This is a genomic window from Flavobacterium supellecticarium (assembly GCF_004801375.1).
Taxonomy (GTDB): Bacteria; Bacteroidota; Bacteroidia; order Flavobacteriales; family Flavobacteriaceae; genus Flavobacterium; species Flavobacterium supellecticarium.
Map to the genome: position 1 here is coordinate 538,928 of NZ_SSNZ01000001.1, position 17,935 is coordinate 556,862.

Genomic DNA, 17,935 nt, shown 5'->3' on the forward strand with positions numbered 1-17,935 from the left:
ACTAATCAATCTGCAATTTAATAATTTTGCGGTAACATTAATCATTAATTTTATTAACATGTTCGGAGACATTATGGGAATGATGGGGAAACTAAAAGAGACCCAGCAAAAAATTGAAGACACTAAAAAACGTTTGGATACGGTTTTAATTGACGAGCAAAGTAACGACGGGCTTTTAAAGGTAACGTTAACGGCTAACAGAACGATAAAATCCATCCAGATTGACGATTCTTTATTGGACGATAAAGAACAATTGGAAGACTATCTGCTACTTGTTATTAACAAAGCTATCGCAAAAGCTACAAATGTAAATGAGGTAGAATTGGCCGCAGTGGCTAAAGACGGTATGCCGAATATTCCCGGAATGGACCTTTTCAAATAAAAAACGGATCTTTCTATCATAAAAAATAGGGCTTTAAGCCCTATTTTTTTATTTTATCCTATTTGTAAACACTTTCTTTTTTAAAGTGAACCGTCAACAAGTAGTACACTACCGCTCTGTATTTGTTTTTATTCGAACGGCCATATTTTTCTATTACGGCATCAATGGCTTTATCCAGTTCCGGACCGTCTTTTAAACCTAACTTTTTGATCAAAAAGTTATTTTTAACGGTATCCAACTCCGATTTCGAAGTCCCCGAAACCGTAGAAGAATCTGCATTGTAAATAGAGGGACCGCAACCGATAGTTACTTTTGTCAATAAATCCATATTCGGAGTTACGCCACATTTATCTTTTAAATCAGCCGCGTATTTTGCAATAAGTTCATCTCTTTTACTCATAATAAATTTGTTTTGTGTTACTTAATTGATTTTTACACTCTCTCAAATTTAACAAAATAAAACCAATATGTCTTATTTTTGGCAATTATTTTCTTGCTTATTCCGTTAAGTTTTTAAAATATTCCAGTAAAATTTTATCGTTAATCTCCGTAGGCGTATGGATTTCCAATAGTGCCGGTTGTGCTTTATCACTAAAGAAAACCGGTAGTGCTTTTTCCAGTTCCGACTGCTCTTTTACCGCCGTATAACGAAATCGGTACATCGCTGCCAAATGTTCGGCGGTGTACTGATGTTCGGTTTCAAAATAGGTGTTAAAAACCGGTGTTTCCTGATGTCCGGGAAGAATTCTGAAAATACCACCACCACCATTATTGATCAATATGATTTTAAAGTTATTCGGAATATAGGCATTCCACAAGGCATTACTATCATATAGAAAACTGATATCACCGGTAATCAGAATGGTTTGCTTATTTGAAGCAATGGCCGCACCAATCGCAGTCGACGTACTACCGTCAATACCACTGGTACCGCGGTTACAAAAGACTTCAATTGATGGATCTATCGAAAATAACTGCGCATAGCGAATGGCCGAACTGTTACTAATTTGCAGCTGGCTACTTTCAGGTAAAGCGGGTAAAAGGGTTTGAAATACCGTAAAATCAGAATACGGAATACGATTCGCGTAGGTTTCGTGCTTTTCGGCCCGTAATGCTTTTAATGCCACTATTTTGGGCAAATAATCGCTGGCAACCGGTTTATTTTCCGCTAATAGCATTCCAAAAAAGGTATTGGGCATAACTTTAAAGTGCTGCGACAAACAACCAAAGGTATCATATGCCCGTAAGGTGTCGACATGCCAGTGTTCCTGAGGCGGATATTTTCGTAAAAAGGCTTTTACCCTTTTCGAAACCACCATTCCACCTATTGTAACCAGAATGTCGGGTTGAAAACCGGTAAAATCGGCATCGGTAAAAGGCGTTATAATCGTATCGATATTCCCGATAAAATGCGGATGATGAATATTGGATGTCACCTCTTTCATTACCACTACCGAGTCATCGTTCGCCAATTGATCGATGATCTCTGGTGCTATAGTCTCCGGATTGTTGGTCCCGATAAGAATCAGTTTTTTCGTTGCCTTATTCCATTGCCGGATAAAAGGCTGTACATCCGGCAAAACGCTTTCCAACAGTTCGGGCTGGATTACTTTTGGTACTACCGAAAGGTTTTCGGTTACTTCATATAGCGGTTCCTCAAACGGAGCATTAATATGGACCGGACCTTTTTGTAGTATGGCTGTATTGATCGCTTCATTGATCATTAGATCGTTTTCCGCTGAAGCCTCTTCTGTAAGGTTAGCATTATATAATATATGGTTAGCGAATACATCCCGCTGTCGAATGGTTTGTCCGTCGCCAATATCGATTTTAGAGGTTGGACGATCAGCAGAAATGACCACAATGGGCAACTGACTATAAAAGGCTTCGGCTACCGCTGGATAGTAATTCAACAAAGCCGAACCCGAAGTACAAACAAGCGCGACCGGTCTTCCGAGTTGTTGCGCCATACCAACAGCCATAAAAGCGGCACAACGTTCGTCGGCAATACTATAACAATTAAAATCTTTTGTACTGGCAAACCCAATGGTTAAGGGTGCATTACGAGATCCTGGAGAAATAATGATATCAAGTAGTCCTTTGGCTTTACAAAGCGCAATTATACTTTGCGCCAAAGGTATTTTAGGGTATGCCATTTTGTAGTAGTAGTTTAAATTGGGCGTCCTGAAACGCAGTAACAAATTTAAGGTAGTCTACTGAATTTCCTTCAAAAAAAGTGTGAAACTTTCTATCTTTGACTTTACTTTCTACAACACACGATACTATGTCTGTTATCATCCGACCTGTAACCGAAGTCGATATTCCGGAAGTACTGGAAATCATCAATTACGAAATCCTGAACGGTGTTTCCATTTACGATTATGCGCCGCGAACACTGGAACAACAACAAGCTATAATTCTCGAAAAAGAGACTAAAAACTTCCCGTTTCTGGTAGCGGTTTCCGATGGCGCAATCGCCGGTTTTGCAACCTACGGTGATTTCCGTTTTAAGGAAGGCTATCGCTTTACGGTGGAACATTCGGTTTATCTGCACCACGAACATCAGGGAAAGGGTTTGGGTAAACTATTGTTGGGAGCATTGATCAAAATCGCAAAAGAACAACAAAAGCATACCATGATCGCAGTGATCGATGCCGAAAATGATGGCAGCATCCGGTTTCATCAAAAAATGGGGTTTGAAATCGCCGGAACCTTACGGGAAAGCGGTTATAAATTTGATCGCTGGCTGGATTCGGTATTTCTGCAATTATTTTTATAAAAAAAACCTCCGTAAAACAGAGGCTTCTTTACTTTTTATATGTCTTAGCTTTTAATCCAATCGATAACTTCTTTGCTATCCGGTAGTGTTTTCGGGCTGATCACTTTAACCAAATGTCCTTTTTCGTTGATCAGGTATTTCTGAAAATTCCATTCTACCTGACTATCCTGGTAACCGTTTTTGGATTTTTCGGTTAAAAAGTGGTACAATGGTGCCATATCATCCCCTTTTACCGATATTTTTTCCATCATCGGGAATGTCACTCCGTAGTTTTTCGAGCAAAAAGTCGCAATTTCCTTATTCGATCCCGGTTCCTGTGCTCCGAAATTATTAGCCGGAAAACCTACTATTATAAAGTTTTTGTCTTTATACGCTGTGTATAGCTTTTGCAACTGCTCGTACTGTGGCGTTAAACCACATTCGGACGCAGTGTTGACTATCATTACTTTTTTCCCTTTTAATTTCGAAAAATCAAAGGTTTTCCCTTCAATATCTTTTACTTTAAACTGATAAATGTTTTCTGCATTCATAGTGGTTAATTTTTCGGTTGATGCTGTTGCTGCTTTATTTTGCGCCTGAATCTGGCCACTAAAAAGTGCCAGTACGGAACAGGCCAATAGTAGTTTTTTCATTTTTCTTTTTTATCAAAAGTAAACATTTTATACATCCAAAATTATTAAACATTTCATAATTAATTTCCGACTCAAATCGATTTTAGTCCAGTGCCAAAGTAAGCGTCGGAACAAAATTGACGGCCTTCCCTTTATTGCATTCGTATATAAAATCCCTAAGACTTTTGCCTGGATATTGGTCAAAATCGCCGACAATGGCGAGTTGTACACGATAGTTCGAAAATTTTTGCAGAATTTCTCCTGCCATTTTGGTTTTAAGGTCGAAAAAATCCGGATGAAGATTTTGAGCATACAGGATTACCTTGTCAAACTCCTGATAATACAAATCGACCAATAATTGCAAAGCCTCGTCAGTAGTGTTTACAATACATTCGTCGGAAATAACCTCCGCGATTCGGATATTGTTTACTTCGTGTGTTACTATTTTCATTGAACAACTGTTTGCGGTAGCATTTTCCGTATCAGCGAAATCTGCCCCAAATGGTAATGCGTGTGTTCGATGATTCCGGTTATATTCCGATAGTAATTGCCGTATTTTGATTCGATAAATTCCTCGAAAAAACGTGTATCGTCCAGTTGTTCGATTCGGGCTGCAAATTGTTCCGCTTCGGAGAATGTTTTGTTTTTTAACGCTTCCCATTCGGCTTCCGAACTAATTGGCGGCAGATTAAAGCTCAATTTATCACTGGCGTCCAATGGTTCGCCTTCCAAAACTTTTAAAACAGCACTAACATAGTAATTCACGTGATAGACCAAAACGGCTATCGTATTCAGATCATATACCTTTGTTGTCGCCTGTTCCCAGTTAATGTCTTCCAAAGCCTCTTTAAGACTTACCGATGTCCAGTTTCCGCCAAAATGTAAATCCCGGAAATGCTTTGCTATTTGTTTTGAAAGTGCATTTTTCATACCTATCCTACTTTATAGATTTTCAATTAATCCGCTCAGACCAGTTCAATCCTTCGGGCAACGTTATATTAGAAAACTCAATATGGATCACCCTTCTTTTTTTATGGTTTGTAGTCCTATTTGAACCGTGTAACAATAATGGCTTCATAATCATTATTCCTCCTTTAGGAACGCTACAAATCGCTTCGGTTTCTGTATTCCAATCAATAGTTTCCGGGCGATAAATTCCTTTTGCATGCGATTTTTCAATAACCTTTAGCGCGCCGTTATTTTCGTCAGTATCATCAAGATGTATTCTGACAGTAAAAATATTTTCCAAAATAGATAACGGTGGTTGCACTGCAAATTGATTTTGCTTTACCGTCCACGGTCCAAAATCATTAATCTCTATTTTTTGATCAACCGAAATCGTTAAATCCTGATGGTAAGCAACATACCAATTGGATGTTTCCGGTTTATCAAAATAAATACTTTTTACCACAAAATAGTCTTCTCCAAAATAATTTCTGATAATATTTTGCAAGTTTTCATTAAAAACTAGTTCATTTATATTCGGAATCTCCTTTAAAAACTGCCGAATCGCAAACAATTCTTTCGATTTTCTAAAAGTATCCCTTGTGGTATCTGTCTTTGTTATCAACTGTATGATTGCATCGACCTCATCATTAGAATATACTCCTGGAATAGAGCTAAATCCTAATTCTGAAACAGCATTTTTGTGTGTATTTTGTACTTCCATAATTCATGATCTATTTTCTAGCTTCTAATACTCAAATTATTTGAAATATTACAACTTACATTATAAAGTCCAACGGAATTTCCAATCCTTCTTTTACGATATCCAACGTAACAATGGTTCGGAAACTTTTGATGTTTTTGTTACTAAAGAATAATCGTCGTGTTAATTGTTCATAGTCGTACATCGACGGGGTTACGATTACCAGTACAAAATCCGTTTCTCCGGTTACATAGTAACATTGTTGTACTTCGGGCGCGGATCGGAAGCTGTTTTTTGCTTGATCAATTAATTCAATCTTTTCGCTGTCCATCTTTACCTCAACGAATAGGGTGATCATCCTCCCTACTTTTTCCCGGTTGATCACTGTAATATCGGCCGAGATCACACCAGTTTCCCGCATTCGTTTGATCCGTCGTTGTACTGCGGCAGCCGACAATCCGATGCTTTCTCCTATCGTTCGTTGCGGTGTAAGATTGTCTTTTTGCAGCACTTTTAAAATTGCTAAATCAAATTTATCCAGATTTTCCAAATGAATGTGGGGTATTAATGAAACAAAATTGCAAATCAGACCCTAAATTTAAAGAAAAAACACATGCTATTTGATCTATTTTTGCACTTTATACGCTCAAAAAAATGACTGAAAAAGAAAAAATGCTTTCCGGAGCCTACTATACCTATATTGATGCCGAACTGGATGCCGAAAGAGATATTGCCGAAGATCTTGTAACCGATTACAATCGCCTACACCCAAAAGAAGAAGCGGCACGAGCCACAATTATTCGCAAATTGTTTGGTTCTACCGGGGAAAAATTCAGTATCAAGCAACCGTTTTATTGTGATTACGGTTATAATATTCATGTTGGCGAAAACTTCTTTTCGAATTTTAATTTTACGGTTCTCGACGAAGCGGAAGTCCGTATTGGTGATAATGTATTAATTGCTCCCAATGTGAGTATCTATACCGTAAATCATGCGACTAATATCGAACAACGCAATGCCGGAATCGAATACGCCAAACCGGTTCATATCGAAAATAATGTCTGGATTGGTGGTAACACAGTAACTTTACAAGGGGTTACCATTGGTGCGAATTCCATTATTGGCGCTGGAAGCGTAGTCACCAAAAGTATTCCGGCCAATGTGATCGCAGCCGGAAATCCGTGTCGTGTTATTAAAGCGATCCCAGAAAACGAATTATAATTTTTTTCCTTCCCCTATTTTATGCCATCATCGATTATCAAAGGTTTTTTTCTGGCTGTTTTAGCCGCTATGTTATGGGGTGTTTCCGGTACATTCGGACAGTTCCTTTTTCAGCAAAGAGGTATTAATGTCGAATGGTTGATTACCCTTCGAATGCTTGTATCCGGTACAATCCTGTTGCTTTTTGCCCGATTTGGCGAAAAATCGGATTTATGGGCAATCTGGAAAAATAAAAAAGATGCCATTCAACTATTGATTTTTAGTACTACCGGAATGTTGGCGGTACAGTACACCTATTTTGCGGCAATCAAACATTCGAATGCGGCTACTGCTACGGTTTTACAATATGCCGGACCGGTATTTATCGCGATTTATCTGGCGGCAAAAAATAAAAAACTCCCACGTCCTATTGAATATCTGGCCATCGCTTTGGCTGTGGGCGGTACTTTCTTACTGGTAACGCACGGTAATATCCATAGTCTGGCGATATCCGGAACCGCTTTGTTTTTCGGATTGGCATCGGCTGTAACCCTTGCCATTTATACTCTACAACCGATCGCATTATTAAGTCGGTATAAGTCATCGGTCATCATCGGATGGGGCATGTTATTGGGCGGACTGGCCTTTTCCTTTATAAAAGCACCATGGAGTATCGAAGGACAATGGGATGCCCAAACCTATCTTTACACCAGTTTTATTGTTCTTTTTGGAACTTTAATCCCTTTTTACAGCTACCTGACTGCCGTACAAATCATCGGTGGACAAAAAGCCAGTTTATTAGCTTCTGCCGAACCTTTATCGGCTACCATTATGGCCGTACTCTGGTTACAGGTTCCGTTTTCTACAATCGATTGGATTGGAAGTATTTGTATTATTTCAACTATATTTTTGTTGAGTAAGAAACCTAAATGATATTAACACGTTCCTTATTAACGTCCTAATAAAGCAACTATAAATTCTATAAAGCCAGGATCCGGCAGTGTTTCCTTTCGCTCGTCTTGGCTTTCTTCCTTTTCTTTTTTAGTTTCGATAAGTGTTCTGATATTTTCGAGCTCTTCGTCTGTAAATTCGATTCCTCGCTCTTTTAAAATTTGGAAAGCCAGAACAACCGCTTGGGCTACAAAACCATTACCGGGCACAAGATAACTTTCCAATTCCCGATTACCCATTTTTTCCAATACTTCCCTTTTGACTTTCATATTCACTGTTATTCTATCAGACGCTGAAGTTTTTCGTATCCGCCACATTGCCCGAAATCACTTTGATCTTTATCTGTTCCTACGATATGAAACAAACGACAATCAAAACAGATTTTAGCAAAACCGGTTATTTTTCCTTTGTTTTTAAAAATGAAAATATCCCTGTAAATAGGTTCACATGCTGCTGCAAATCCATTGGCACATCTTGTCACACGAAATACCTCGCGTATTGCTTTATGTTTAGATGGATCCATTATTGTTTTAGAAAAATGCATTTTTTCAAGCATCCGTCCATAACTTTCATCCGGCAATATTGTAGGCGTATGCCCTCCGATTACCTCCAAAAGCATCTCTTTTTCTTGTGATTTCTTTTCTCTATTCGCTTTGTCTAATTCATAGACATCATGCTCAGCAATATTCAGATAAAAATGCTCGACAGTATCAAACTTGAAATATGTACCATCACTTTCCTGAGTAACTACCTCTTTCTTTTCTTTTTGGATCATTTTATTTCGTTCCTTATTACAACTCAGAAGAAATACGATCGAGAATACCACAGTCAATTGACTTAAGACTCTTTTATACATACACTTTAACTATCAATAATACAATCTAAAATCCAGCAGCTTACATAAAGCATAATGTTTTTCGTGTAAGGTTTCGACAATTTCGACCAGATTGTCATCGTCTTCAAACAAGCTAAAGAAAACCCGGTCGAGATTGCTACTGCTTATCGTAGGATGCATGTGTCCATAACCCGAAATAGCTCTTGCTCCGGTAATATCCAGAAAATATTGCGCTTCGTCGTCGTTTAAATCGAGAATCTTGGCATTGGCAAAGTGAATGATTTTGCCTTTCATTTTTCCTTCGAAAAGCTCGGCGATTTCTTCAATGCTGTAATAATATCCGTTTAAACAGATATTATTTCCTTTTCCCTGCATGACCAGATAGATAATTTCATAATTCTTAAAGTTATGATCTTCATACAATAAAGCGCCCAGACTTTCTTCCAGACCTTCAATTGAATCGCAAACTTTATAAATACTGTCTATTCCCTGCTCGGCAGCTAGTTTTTCGAGATTTTTATATACTTCGGTCGCCCTAAATATCTCGATATCCGGGACCGCTTCGAGGCAATAAATAAATTTATCGTAATCCATATCATCAGGTTTTGCAATCGCAGCAAAAATAAGTTTTATTACGTTAAATACTACCGCAGCACTATGGTTTTAACGCATTGAAAGCAATCTGTCAATCTGCAAAAAAAGTTCGAAAACCGCAACGGTTATCTTATCTTCGCATTTTACATTACAAACTTAAAATGAGTACCACTCCAATAGCATATCCTGTAAACGGTAAGCCATTGCTAATCTTTAGTATGCTGATTTTGCTATTTTCAGTATTGCTTCCCGGTTGTCAGAAAAAGGATTTTAACGAATACCGCTCCTATTATCGTGCCGTACATCATAACGACACGGCACTATTGGCCATCGAAACTCATAAAGATCGTTTTTACGGAAACTATCAGATTTATTACGGAAGCCGCGTGGTAAAAGATTCCGGGAATATTGAAGGTATTATTTCCGGCGATACCTTACGCGGGAAGTACCGCTACCGTTCTTTTGGCGGTGGTATCAATGTGGTACCGGTAATTTTTTTAAAGCGCAATGGGAAATTAATACTGGGTAGCGGTATTGCCGCCAGCTATATGAATTTTGTGTATTATAAACCGGAATTTCCGATTGTGTTTGAAAATTCTAAGTTTGTTTTTGATCAAGTGGAACAGACGGAGGTTGAATGATATTATGAAAATGTTATTCTAATTTTTTAAGATTTATATAATAATATATCTCTTTATTCTTTTTTAATTAATCCAGAAAACTTTGTTCTAGTCCCATTTTTCTAACATTTTCAATCCAGTCATAAATCATCGATTTATTATATTTCGGTTTTCCATTCTCATCTTTTTCTTTTTCCAAAGCAATTGCCATTAAGGCGTATTCATTTTCTAAAGAAGTAGAAAATATTCCTGCATCATCTGTGTTTATAGAAACTGAAATTTGAGGTGACTCACTAATTTTTCTGTGGTCGTATTCCAAACCTAAATTATGCCATTTTATAATAGGGTGCTGTATGTATTTCGATATTGGACCAATTAAATAATTTGATGTCGGATTCGTTTCAATAGCTATATTTCTCTGCAAAATACATTCCACCATACATTTTTGGACAGCTTCTACAAGCTTTATGTAACCATCAGTAATCTCAAATTGCTTTATTTCATTTCCTTTATTCTTCACCGATGGGTTATAATGATATTCATAATACAATCGAGAAATTTCATATCTGTTCCTTATCTGGTTGAGTCTGAAGTCCCCCTCATTTAAACGACATCTGTCCCAAAAATCATTGTTTATTAATTCATTAAAATAAATAGCCAGGTTAATGTGTGTATACTTATTAAAATAATCATAATAAACATTTGGATCGTCTCCTCTAAGCTTCCATGCATCATAATAATCGTGATAAGATATATGTCTTATTTCAGAATCTATATTAGAATTTAAATATATCTCGCTAAATAGTTGCTTAAATATGTCCTCAAGCTTTACCATTTCACCAAGATGTTCTTTTAACCCAAACTCTTTCGTCTTTGCTAACAACCATACAATATTATCCAGAATCATATGTTTAGTCATCATTATTTTTCTACATTTCAGTTCAAAATAATCATGAACATCAACTCCAATAGCAAGTGCATGTCCGAATCTATCACCTTGTCCCATTCCTAAAAAAAACATACATTCATCGATATAACGCATACCATCTACAATATCGAAAAAATCTTCACCCGCATGAAAAGTAACACGTAATGGTTTTATGCTTTTTATTCCTTTAACAAATATTTCCTCTTGTTTTAATGTGTGCTTTTTAAGATATCTAAAAGCCAAACCAAAAACTTCAGGTCGCGCTGCAATTTCACTTGAAGCGGCATCAATCCCTCTTACTTTAGTCGCAATAGCATAATTCTTTCTTAACTCTATAATACTATACGCATTCTTCTTTACTTTATGTCTTAGTGTTTCATCTCGCGATTGCTTAACCTGTTTTATCCATATGTAATTTTTGGTATTGTTTTTTTTATTATAGACATTACAATCTCTTTTAAAAAAATGTAGCACAAAAAATAATTCTTCACATTTCTCTTCCTTATTTTCCTCTTTAAGCTGCCTAATATATTTAATAGAATCACTAATTCCTAATAAGTATTTTTTCCAGTCTGCTTCTGAGTTTTCTGATCCTCTAATCTTTATAATACCTTCAAGACTTTCCTTAAGTTCTAAAACCTTTTCATTTGGTCCTATTCTAACTTCATGAGATTTAATATTCATTAATTCCCTGTTATAATTTAAAGCCATGTCAAGAAAAAAAGTATTATAAATAGTTTTGTGTCCAATAAGAGAATATTTTCTGTCCTGATAAGCTTTAAAATTTCCAAAGCCATATCGTTTGTTTAACTGTATAATTTCATTTCTAAAAGCATTCTTTATCAACAAATAAAAATGTAAAAATTTTTCCAGTATAACAACATCCTTTTTAGTATTTAAACTTTGATATAAATTCTTAAACGAATGATATAGTATATATCGCTCCCCAAATAAAAAATAACATCCTGAATAATTTTCCGGATGCATATTTCTTATAGCTGCATAATCGTAAAACTCTAGATTACTTTTGTATGGTAGTTTTATTGCCTGCTCATTTCCTAAAAAGTTAATTTGATTTTTTATTTTTTCAAAGTTTAAACCGAGTTTAAACGAATCAACTGTATTAGCGTTTTGAAACAAACAATTAATGTCGAAATCTAGTTTATCATTAAAATGCTTTTCTAAATCACTATCTTTTATGTCTTTATTATAGTATTCGATCGCTTCAAATAACAATAACCGAATAGCTATTGCTTTTTTTATAAGTACTAAAAATTCAACTTTCTCATTATTAAAATCATACAAAGCTTTCCCAGCAAGTCTTCCTTCTTTAAGAATTTTTTTAAGATTATTTTTCTTTAAATCATATTTGTTCATCAAAGCGATCCAACTCACATCAAAATTTAAACTCGATGCATACAAATGGGAATGATTTTCAGCAACTCCTCTTTCAAGTATTTTTTTTAAACGTTTATTATTACTGAACAAAATAGGTCTCCAAGATAAATAATGTCGTTTCCTATTTGAGATTACATCACAATACGCCAAATGTGACGTAGAAAACACATCCTCTCCAATTTCAAATGTTAAATCACGCCATTTTAATAAATGTTCATAAACTATAAACGGTTCTTTACCTTCATCCGTTATAACCTGATTGGTGAAATGTGAGAGAAGATAAAAAGGTGATCTTACACCATTGTTCTTATAGGGTGAAAAACTCCAATCTTCTTCTACCTTACGGCAAAGATTATTTATTTCATCTACACTGTTATTATCAAATGTTCTTTGTGCGAATGCTGTCTTTTTAAAGACAGCACGATCATTAACATATTTGCTGTTAACCAGATTATCTTTTCCTTGTAATTCTTTTAGTACGCTATCGGGATCCAAGCCATTAAAAAAAAGCTTTATTGTTTTACGTAGATTATCCATTTTTAGCTAATAATTTCTCTAATTCAATAATTAATCTATCTCTATTAAATACTGCTTGCTTATTACCTCCAGACTTAAACAATGAATTAAAATGCTTTGTTTCCATAATAATATTTCTGAGATCTGAATCGACATCTCTGACATATTTTTCTAATGTTTTTCTTTCAAAGCTTACATGCTTCCTGTTTTTAAGAAACTGTATTAAAGATTTTAGCGCATCAATATTATTTACAGACTCTATTTCATTTATTCCACCTGGAGTTAATGACATAGATCTCACAATCTTATCTCCTGATTGCTCTTCATATATATGATTAATAATTCGTTTCAAGTCAGCATTATCTTCTTCAACAAAAATTTTAGCATAAGGAAATGCTTCATAATAATCTTCTATTGATAAATCTAAATATGAATATTTATCATTAAGATTTTTAAATGCTTTTTTCAATCCTTCATTTAAAAGAACTTTTAAAATATCATAATAACTAAGATCTTTAAATTGTTTGTCCTTACTCAAACCTTTATAGCTTTTGATAAATTCATCATAAAAATTCATAACAAAATCTACATTATTAAAAAGGTAATAAAACTTTGATTCAATCCAAATTTTATGATTTTTCTTTAAGTCACTATTGTCTTTTATGCTATAATTATTTGTCAATTTATGTAACAATGAATAAGGCGCAGAAAAAAACGAAAATAGGGAAAACTGTAAAGTTGAAACGTTCTCTAAACTTACATCAAAAATATTATGATTTAAGGCTCTAAATGATTCTCTAAATTGTCCTAAATTCACAATAAAAGCAGCTAATATGCTTTTATCGATATCATTTAGATTTGATATTATCTCAAAGATTTCTAGATTATCAACTTTCTCTGTAAATCTAAAATTATCTCTACTACGCCTCTTTTCATCTTTAGGCAGAACATCTCTAATAAATTTAGTATTTATTAAATCAGATTGATTAAAAATGTCCAATTCAAAAGAATCTGAGACTTGAGAAAGCTCAATTCTGTATAGTAACTGTCTAACTATATATAATAATTTAAACGATTGAAACCAGTCGTAATTAACATCATCATCTAATATTTGGGTTTCAATATTAAAAAAAACCCCATATACATCACTATTTTGGATTAAATTATAATTTTTAATATTCGTAATTTCATTTGGTATTTCTGAATAAAAATATAATCTTAGAGTTTGAATAACTCTAAAATTAAGTAGATTAATATCAGATTGTAATATTAAATCTATCTGATCTAAATCGAGAAAATCTAATAAAAAGTCTCTAATGTAATTTTTAAATTCAATAACGGCCTCATAATGTTTTAAAGAGTTGTTCTTATAAAAATATTCTATTTTATTAAGCCTAACCAAGAGCGAAATCAAACTACGTAAATTAGCTTTTAGAAAAATTGACTCTTGATAATCTTCTTTCTTTAAAAACAAACTTAAACGATCATACAACGTCTCTAGCACAAGTGTATTTGCATTCTGAAAACCACTATTTTTTTTCTCTAATATTTTTTTCAAGTCTAATCTCGAGACATCTGGTAAGTTAATTCTTCTACTATCAGGTATAAGTTTATCTACATACTTAACTGCTTTACGTTTTATTTCTTTTTCATCAACTACGTTGAATAATATCTGAGAATTTCCTTTTACCTGAGCGAGGTATTCAGAATATATATTAGCTTCAACTGCTTCTTTAAGTTGTTCCAGTTTACAGGCAATAAACAAAATAATATTTTTTGTAATTAAAAACCGTCTTATATCTTCTAGCATATCATGGACACCATCGGTATTTAAATCAAAATCATCGATCGCAATAATAAGATACTTATTATCTCCTATAGACATAACCTCTAAGTACTTGTCTACTAATTTTTCAAAACTCTCTTTTAGATTACTACTCGTTGATAATTTAATTAAAGCATCAAGAGAATCTTCTGTATAAATGCTTTCTCTGTTATTGATATATCTTAAATTATTAAATACTTCTTGAAATAAATTCACTAATTGCCTTCTATGATCATCCTGTATATTTATATTACTTCTATTTTCAAGATTGCACTTGAATTTGGAAAACATTTTTGCTAAAATAATTTCTAACAAGGTTTCTTCACCTTTAAATAAAGAAGGATCAATTAATTCGATTGTTGAGAAATTTACCCTTTTTATTTTTTCTTCATTAAAGAACTTTTCATCATTACTAGTATTTTTTTCAATAAGTGCCGTTAGAAATGAAATCATTGATGATGATTTACCTTGCCCTCTTTCCCCAGCAAAGCAAATAATATTATTAAAACTATTATTTACAATTTCAGTTTTAGCAGAACTATTTTCAGCATCGTTTAATATCTCTAAAAGATTTGCCTTTGCTGCCGTATAAACCTCTTTAAATATTGAATTTTTAAATTCAAAGCTTTTTTCAATTTTTATTCTATATGAATCTGTTAAGTTGATTCTAATACTATGTGCCATTTATATATGATTGTGTTTTACTTACTAACCAAACAAATTTTATTCTTTACAATAATAAAATTTGTTTGGTAATATATGTAGATCCATATAGAAAAAAAATAAGTGTTTATACCTAATTTATTTTAAACGATATTAAGTAAATTCTGAACTAGTGTTAAGAAAGAAAAATGAGTTATTATTCACTCATTAATAACAATGATAAAGACCGGTTTTTTTATGATATAGAATAAAATGGCAAGGTTTTAGATATGCAGGAATCCGATTACAATGACGATTTCGATTTGTCTACTTCTTAAAACCTATAAAAATTGTACTATGTCAAAACTATATTTTAAATTACTTATCCTATTGCTACTGGTAACCTCTGCAAACTCCTATGCGCAGTTTTATGAAATTTATGAGGCTGTAGCCATTGAATCGTACCAAGGGAAAAAATTCACTCTTGAAGGGAAAATATATTACAAAGATCCGATAGCCAATGATTCCTGGCTCGTACTGGCGGCACGTTCGGTAGATGCTAACGGTAAACCGATAAAAAATGCTTTGTATAACGAAAATGCAGGTGATTATCATAAAAAAGACGACTGGAGTTCGTATGTACTGAATGGGAAAATTGAAAAAAATGCCAAATTCCTCGCTATAGGCGTTGCCATTGCCGGTCCCGGGAATTACTATCTGGACGATTTTAAATTATTTATAGAAGACGGTAAAAACAGAATTGAAATTCCGATTCACAACTCCGATTTTGAAGGCGATTCGTTATTAAACTGGAAAACGATGACGATGGATAAAAACACCAGTCTATCATTATCTCAAGAAACCGTTTTTTCCGGAAAACAAGCACTGTTTATCGATAATTCTAAACTTACGGTTGCGCCAACATTAGGAAGCAATACCGAATTAGGAAAATATATGGATGTTAACGGTGTTAAACTCTATTACGAAGTATATGGAAAAAGGGAACCGCTTTTGTTGCTTCACGGTAATAATTCATCCATGGGTAGTTTTAATAAACAATTGGAGGCACTGAGTAAAAAGTATATGGTCATTGGTCTGGATAGTCGCGGGCAAGGAAAGTCGACTTCCGATGGTACCAAAATCACCTATGAACTAATGGCGGAAGATGTGAATACCTTCCTTGAAAAAATGCAACTAAAAAATGTGAACATCTTAGGTTGGAGTGATGGCGGAAATATCGCAGTAGTATTAGGAATGCAATATCCGGATAAGATCAATAAAATGGCCATTATGGGAACCGTTTTGTATAACAATGATAGTTCTGTTACTTCTGAAACCAATAAACTAATCCGTAAACAGGTAAAAGAAATGGAAAGCAAAGGAATTCCGGAGACCAGTATGGATTATCGTTTAAAAATGCTGTTATTAACCGAGCCGAATATTAATCCGGATGCTTTACAAAAAATCCAGGCGCCTACTTTGGTTATGGCCGGACAATATGATGTTGTAAAAGAAAAACACACCAAGTTGATTGCCGAAAAAATTCCGCATAGCAAACTGATCATCTTTAAAGGTGGCGATCACGAAGCACCGGCAAAAATACCGGAATTATTTAATGAAACGGTTTTAACTTTTTTTGATCAAGTAGAGCGATAAACGGTATCGTTTAAAACGGTAGTGTCTCACTAACTGTGTAAGTATAAAAAATAATGGGGTTTTAAAACCCCATTATTTTTTTGTTTAATTTTAAATGTTACACAGTCTTATGAAAAAAGAAGAGTTATTATCAGAAGAGTTTTTAAAACAGTTCAAAACAGGTGAAGACTTAAATGGTTTTCTTGCCCAACTACAAAAACGTGGTTTAGAAGCCATCTTGAATGGTGAGTTAGATGCTCATTTAGGTTACGATAAACACGAAAAATCAACGACATCCAATTCTAGGAACGGTTATTCCAACAAAAAGGTTAAAACCTCATTTGGAGAATCAGAACTTCAGGTTCCCAGAGACAGAGAAGCTTCTTTCAATCCCATGATAATCCCTAAAAGGCAAAGTATGGCTGACGGATTGGAAAATGTCATCATATCGCTTTATGCCAAAGGAATGAGTGTTAGCGATATTGAAGAGCAGATAAGAGAAGTTTATAATTTTGATGTATCTACCTCTACTATATCAAGGATTACAGAATCGGTATCCAATGATATTATTGCTTGGCAAAACCGTCCATTAGATCCCGTTTACTTAATTGTTTGGATGGATGGGATTGTGTTTAAAGTTCGAGAAAGTTCCAAAGTTATTAATAAGACTATCTATTTAGCTGTAGGCCTGAACAAGGATGGTAAAAAGGAAGTTTTAGGAATGTGGCTGGGTAAGAATGAAAGCGCCAGTTTTTGGTTGGGAGTATTAACGGATTTAAAAGCCCGAGGTGTGGAAGATATTCTCATTACTGCAACTGATAACCTCAATGGCTTTACACAAACCATTAAAAACGTATTCCCGGAATCTGAAACACAAATCTGTGTTGTTCATCAAATTAGAAACTCGGCTCGTTATGTGGTTTGGAAGGATAAAAAAGAATTTTCAAGAGATATGAAGCAAATTTATGACGCGCCGACCAAACAGGCTGCCAAAAGTGCATTGGAGGATTTTACAGGCAAATGGAATCATAAATATCCTTATGCGGTTAAATCATGGCAAGAAAACTGGGAGGAGCTTACTGTTTTCTTTGACTTCCCGATCGAAATCAGAAAAATCATTTACACCACAAATTTAATCGAAAACCTTAATGGAAAAATTAGAAAATACACCAAAAATAAATTATCATTCCCAACGGATGACGCCGTTTTAAAATCCGTATATTTGGCTTTAAGGGAAGCAACCAAAAAATGGTCAATGCCAATCCAAAATTGGGGATTAATTCTCAACCAGTTCTTAACTATATTTGAAAAAAGGGTTCAACTTTAAGTAAAAAGTCAAACCCTATTATTTTTAAACTTACACACTTTTTG

General features: G+C 34.4%; 19 protein-coding genes. 7 read left to right on the forward strand and 12 right to left on the reverse strand.

The window, feature by feature from the left end:
- Window positions 1–58: 58 nt before the first annotated feature.
- Window positions 59–382, forward strand: a complete 324-nt coding sequence (locus E6C50_RS02635) for a YbaB/EbfC family nucleoid-associated protein (protein ID WP_136401643.1) — start codon at window positions 59–61, stop codon at window positions 380–382.
- A 58-nt stretch (window positions 383–440) separates the two neighbouring features.
- Here the strand turns inward: E6C50_RS02635 and E6C50_RS02640 are convergent, their stop codons facing one another.
- Window positions 441–782 carry a DUF2853 family protein gene (locus E6C50_RS02640; protein WP_136401644.1) on the reverse strand — a complete coding sequence of 114 codons (342 nt, stop codon included), beginning with the start codon at window positions 780–782 and terminating at the stop codon, window positions 441–443.
- Window positions 783–879: 97 nt separating this feature from the next.
- Window positions 880–2,538 carry a 2-succinyl-5-enolpyruvyl-6-hydroxy-3-cyclohexene-1-carboxylic-acid synthase gene (gene menD / locus E6C50_RS02645; RefSeq protein WP_136401645.1) on the reverse strand — a complete coding sequence of 553 codons (1,659 nt, stop codon included), beginning with the start codon at window positions 2,536–2,538 and terminating at the stop codon, window positions 880–882.
- A 128-nt stretch (window positions 2,539–2,666) separates the two neighbouring features.
- On the opposite strand from menD, the gene E6C50_RS02650 reads away from it, so the two are divergent.
- Complete coding sequence (locus E6C50_RS02650; protein WP_136402063.1) at window positions 2,667–3,161, forward strand: GNAT family N-acetyltransferase; 495 nt, start codon at window positions 2,667–2,669, stop codon at window positions 3,159–3,161.
- A gap of 44 nt (window positions 3,162–3,205) precedes the next feature.
- Here E6C50_RS02650 and E6C50_RS02655 read toward each other — a convergent pair whose 3' ends face one another.
- From E6C50_RS02655 to E6C50_RS02675, 5 genes are all read right to left on the reverse strand, one after another.
- Window positions 3,206–3,793 carry a glutathione peroxidase gene (locus tag E6C50_RS02655; RefSeq protein WP_136401646.1) on the reverse strand — a complete coding sequence of 196 codons (588 nt, stop codon included), beginning with the start codon at window positions 3,791–3,793 and terminating at the stop codon, window positions 3,206–3,208.
- 82 nt (window positions 3,794–3,875) lie between these two features.
- Window positions 3,876–4,223 carry a DUF4180 domain-containing protein gene (locus tag E6C50_RS02660; RefSeq protein ID WP_136401647.1) on the reverse strand — a complete coding sequence of 116 codons (348 nt, stop codon included), beginning with the start codon at window positions 4,221–4,223 and terminating at the stop codon, window positions 3,876–3,878.
- Window positions 4,220–4,702 carry a DinB family protein gene (locus tag E6C50_RS02665; RefSeq protein ID WP_136401648.1) on the reverse strand — a complete coding sequence of 161 codons (483 nt, stop codon included), beginning with the start codon at window positions 4,700–4,702 and terminating at the stop codon, window positions 4,220–4,222. The genes E6C50_RS02660 and E6C50_RS02665 overlap by 4 nt, the downstream gene beginning before the upstream one ends.
- A gap of 22 nt (window positions 4,703–4,724) precedes the next feature.
- Window positions 4,725–5,441, reverse strand: coding sequence for a phytanoyl-CoA dioxygenase family protein (locus E6C50_RS02670; RefSeq protein ID WP_136401649.1), 717 nt, complete (start codon window positions 5,439–5,441; stop codon window positions 4,725–4,727).
- 55 nt (window positions 5,442–5,496) lie between these two features.
- Window positions 5,497–5,970 (reverse strand): Lrp/AsnC family transcriptional regulator, encoded by a 474-nt coding sequence (locus E6C50_RS02675; RefSeq protein ID WP_136401650.1) that lies wholly within the window; start codon window positions 5,968–5,970, stop codon window positions 5,497–5,499.
- 104 nt (window positions 5,971–6,074) lie between these two features.
- On the opposite strand from E6C50_RS02675, the gene E6C50_RS02680 reads away from it, so the two are divergent.
- Together E6C50_RS02680 and E6C50_RS02685 are read left to right on the forward strand one after the other, a co-directional pair.
- A complete protein-coding gene (locus E6C50_RS02680) occupies window positions 6,075–6,641 on the forward strand; it encodes a sugar O-acetyltransferase (protein WP_136401651.1) in 567 nt (188 codons plus the stop codon).
- Window positions 6,642–6,662: 21 nt separating this feature from the next.
- Window positions 6,663–7,553, forward strand: coding sequence for a DMT family transporter (locus E6C50_RS02685; protein ID WP_136401652.1), 891 nt, complete (start codon window positions 6,663–6,665; stop codon window positions 7,551–7,553).
- Window positions 7,554–7,570: 17 nt separating this feature from the next.
- Here the strand turns inward: E6C50_RS02685 and E6C50_RS02690 are convergent, their stop codons facing one another.
- The 3 genes from E6C50_RS02690 to E6C50_RS02700 form a co-directional block, all read right to left on the reverse strand.
- Window positions 7,571–7,840 (reverse strand): hypothetical protein, encoded by a 270-nt coding sequence (locus E6C50_RS02690; RefSeq protein WP_136401653.1) that lies wholly within the window; start codon window positions 7,838–7,840, stop codon window positions 7,571–7,573.
- 8 nt (window positions 7,841–7,848) lie between these two features.
- Window positions 7,849–8,346 carry a hypothetical protein gene (locus E6C50_RS02695; protein ID WP_136401654.1) on the reverse strand — a complete coding sequence of 166 codons (498 nt, stop codon included), beginning with the start codon at window positions 8,344–8,346 and terminating at the stop codon, window positions 7,849–7,851.
- A gap of 93 nt (window positions 8,347–8,439) precedes the next feature.
- The gene (locus E6C50_RS02700) at window positions 8,440–9,000 is read right to left on the reverse strand and encodes a DUF6642 family protein (protein ID WP_136401655.1); all 561 of its coding nucleotides are present in this window, start codon (window positions 8,998–9,000) and stop codon (window positions 8,440–8,442) included.
- A gap of 161 nt (window positions 9,001–9,161) precedes the next feature.
- Here E6C50_RS02700 and E6C50_RS02705 point away from each other — a divergent pair, with 161 nt between their 5' ends.
- On the forward strand, window positions 9,162–9,641 hold the full coding sequence (locus E6C50_RS02705; protein WP_230978941.1) for a hypothetical protein: 480 nt from the start codon (window positions 9,162–9,164) through the stop codon (window positions 9,639–9,641).
- 67 nt (window positions 9,642–9,708) lie between these two features.
- Here E6C50_RS02705 and E6C50_RS02710 read toward each other — a convergent pair whose 3' ends face one another.
- Together E6C50_RS02710 and E6C50_RS02715 are read right to left on the reverse strand one after the other, a co-directional pair.
- Window positions 9,709–12,483: an amidohydrolase family protein gene (locus E6C50_RS02710; RefSeq protein WP_136401656.1), complete on the reverse strand. Its 2,775-nt coding sequence runs from the start codon at window positions 12,481–12,483 to the stop codon at window positions 9,709–9,711.
- On the reverse strand, window positions 12,476–14,971 hold the full coding sequence (locus tag E6C50_RS02715) for a hypothetical protein (RefSeq protein ID WP_136401657.1): 2,496 nt from the start codon (window positions 14,969–14,971) through the stop codon (window positions 12,476–12,478). Before E6C50_RS02715 ends, E6C50_RS02710 begins: the two co-directional genes overlap by 8 nt.
- 315 nt (window positions 14,972–15,286) lie before the next feature.
- Between E6C50_RS02715 and E6C50_RS02720 the strand changes: the two genes are divergently transcribed.
- Window positions 15,287–16,585 carry an alpha/beta fold hydrolase gene (locus E6C50_RS02720; RefSeq protein ID WP_168732728.1) on the forward strand — a complete coding sequence of 433 codons (1,299 nt, stop codon included), beginning with the start codon at window positions 15,287–15,289 and terminating at the stop codon, window positions 16,583–16,585.
- Between the two features lie 109 nt (window positions 16,586–16,694).
- On the forward strand, window positions 16,695–17,891 hold the full coding sequence (locus tag E6C50_RS02725; protein ID WP_136401659.1) for an IS256 family transposase: 1,197 nt from the start codon (window positions 16,695–16,697) through the stop codon (window positions 17,889–17,891).
- The last annotated feature ends 44 nt before the right edge of the window (window positions 17,892–17,935 follow it).